The following is a 2,808-nucleotide window of genomic DNA, read 5'->3' as shown; positions in this document are numbered from 1 at the left end:
TCTTTTGAACAAGTCATCGCTTCCGGTTCTACAATTCCAGGTACTGATATCAAGGATACTATTCGGATGATCGTTCGCGGCACGAAAAATTACGATGTGCTCCGGGGGGATAAGGGAGTTTATCTCTGGGATCCCGTAAAACGCTCCTGTGTTGAATCATTTACCAATTTGGCGGACCGGGACAATACCCTGACGCCTCATAATCCGCAGTATGCATTCATTGATATTAAGGGTCAACTCTGGGTATTTCAGGAAGAGGGAAACGTTACTCTGGTGAATCTTAAAAGCGGTACATCAAAGCAAATGAAATATGGAGAAGGAAGTTTAAAATTTACCAAAGGGGCTCAGAAGACAGATCAGTTGTCGGCATTTGCCCAACACGACGGTGGTATCTGGTTCGCAACAACCAACTTAAGTCCGTTTTCTGAAGGGGAACCCTTAACCTATCTCTATTACGATTTTGAGAAGGATGGGTTTACGATGTATACAGAAACGTTTAATGATGACGCAAATCCAGTTCCTGAGGGGAAACATATTTTTCAGTTTAGAACCATCCTTGATAATTCTGGTTTAATGTGGCATGCCACCAGGCCTAATATTTACAAGCAATCTCCAAAAATCAGACAAATTGAAACTTTCCGACATAAACCGGAGGAGAAAACCAGTATACCTTCCGATACGATTACAAGTCTTTTTGAGGATAGTAAAAATCGATTGTGGGTAGGAACTACAAATGGATTGTCCCTGATGGAAGGCGATCTTTTTACAAAAATCAACTTTGATCCGGGACATAATGAAAAAAAATTGCGTCAGGTACGTTCCATCTACGAGGATTCGGAAGGCACCATATGGGTGGGAACTTATGGCAGAGGGTTGTTCAAGCTGCGGGAAAGACAAAAAAAGCTGACGCCGGTATATCTCTTTCCCGGGGAAAACAAACTGGAATTCTCATACGATATTGAATTCATTCAGGAGGATACATCAGGGAATTTGTGGATCTCAGTTTGGAGAAGGGGAATCTATATCCTGGGGAAAGGTGCTCGTGAAGTCATTCAGAAGTTTGAAGTTGCCAATAGTGAAAAGCACGGTATGAACGGCCTTTTTGTTAATAGCATCTACCAGGATTCAGAGGGGGTTATTTGGTTGGGTGAACGTGGAGACAATGATTTTGGACTTTATGCCTATTCCCCAGAAGACCAAAACTTTAAACATTTTGCCTACGACCCTAAGGACAGCTTATCCCTGATCAGTAATGAGATAGTGTTCATTAAAGAAGATGACCAGGATCGGCTTTGGATAGGTACAGATGGCGGCTTGTGCCAATTCGACAGGGAAAAGGGCACCTTTATTAGAATTAATGAACCGTTAAAAATGCCCAGTGTTACTTCCTTTGCTCCGGCAGGCGAAGGGAAAATCTGGATATCGACATACAGCGGAGGAGGATTGGCCCTGGTAGGACCGAATCCGGAAGAGGTGGTTTTTTACGGAGAGGAACAAGGGTTGCTGCACAACGATGTCTCACAGTATAGTGATCAATTATTGGAGGATGAAAGGGGGCGACTATGGCTTCCCAATCAAAGAGGTCTTTCCGTGTTCGACACCGGTTCCCTCACCTTTCATAATTACGGTTCACGGGAAGGTATGCAAAGTTTACCGGGTTGGTCTAAAATGATCAAAACAAGTGATGGGATGATCTGGATAGGAGGTCTTAAAGGACTCAATAGAATTAACCCTAAAATAATTTTCGAGAAAGATTCAATCCCCCCCAACATGGTGATCACCCAATTGGGAATAAATGATACGGTGTATAGCAGCCCTGACGGAGATCTTTTTACAAAATCTGTGGCTTTTACCAGGAACATAGAACTAAATCACAAACAGCGCGATCTGAGCTTTGAATTCGTCGCTTTACATTATTTAAACCCTCAGGATAACCTGTATTCCTGGAAGTTGGAAAACTACGATTCAGACTGGTCGGAACCTTCCGGAGAACGGAAAGCTACCTATACCAACCTTTCCCCCGGCGAATACATCTTCAGGGTAAAAGGATCTAATGCCGATGGGATCTGGAACGAGGAAGGGGCCAGTATCAGAATCACCATTGCACCGCCCTGGTGGCAAACCTGGTGGGCCTATGGTATTTACTTCTTGATTCTTTTGTTTATTGGGTACCGCGTACATCTCTTCCAAAAAGAAAAGACGATCCGGCGGGAGCGCGAAAAGGCGCGTGAAAAAGAATTGAAACAGGCTAATGAGATCAAGAAGGCCTATGCAGAATTAAAGGCCACCCAAAGCCAGCTGATACAGTCCGAAAAAATGGCCAGTCTTGGAGAACTCACTGCCGGGATTGCCCATGAGATTCAAAACCCGCTCAACTTCGTCAATAATTTTTCAGAAGTGAGCCAGGAATTGATCGAAGAGCTGAAAGAAGAAAGGGCCAAGAGTAAAAAGGAACGCGATGAAAAACTTGAAGAGGAACTCATATTAGATATTGATCAAAATCTGGAAAAGATCTCTCATCACGGGAAAAGGGCTGACTCAATCGTAAAAGGTATGCTCCTGCACAGCCGGGGAAGTAGCGGGGAGAAGGAGCCTACAGACATCAATGCACTGGCAGATGAATACCTGCGTCTGGCCTATCACGGCTTGCGTGCCAAGGATAAGTCATTTAACGCCAAAATGGAAACTGATTTCGACAAGTCGGTCGGAAAAATAAATGTCGTACCTCAGGACATAGGACGGGTCATTTTAAATCTTATAACCAATGCCTTCCACGCCGTACAGGAGAAAAAGAAACAGGTTGGGGGC

1 protein-coding gene and 1 pseudogene are annotated in these 2,808 nt (G+C 44.1%); both read left to right on the top strand.

The features are described from left to right. Positions 1-66: 66 nt before the first annotated feature. Positions 67-726, top strand: a pseudogene (locus tag ABYP73_RS12660) (two-component regulator propeller domain-containing protein); the annotation flags it as partial. A 78-nt stretch (positions 727-804) separates the two neighbouring features. Beyond that, a partial coding sequence (locus ABYP73_RS12655; protein ID WP_372974573.1) for a two-component regulator propeller domain-containing protein occupies positions 805-2,808 on the top strand: 2,004 nt, incomplete at its 3' end.

The organism is Muriicola sp., from assembly GCF_041567615.1.
Taxonomy (GTDB): domain Bacteria; phylum Bacteroidota; class Bacteroidia; order Flavobacteriales; family Flavobacteriaceae; genus Muriicola.
Note: the sequence above shows the minus strand (reverse complement) of the source record. Positions and strands in the feature narration are given on the sequence as shown.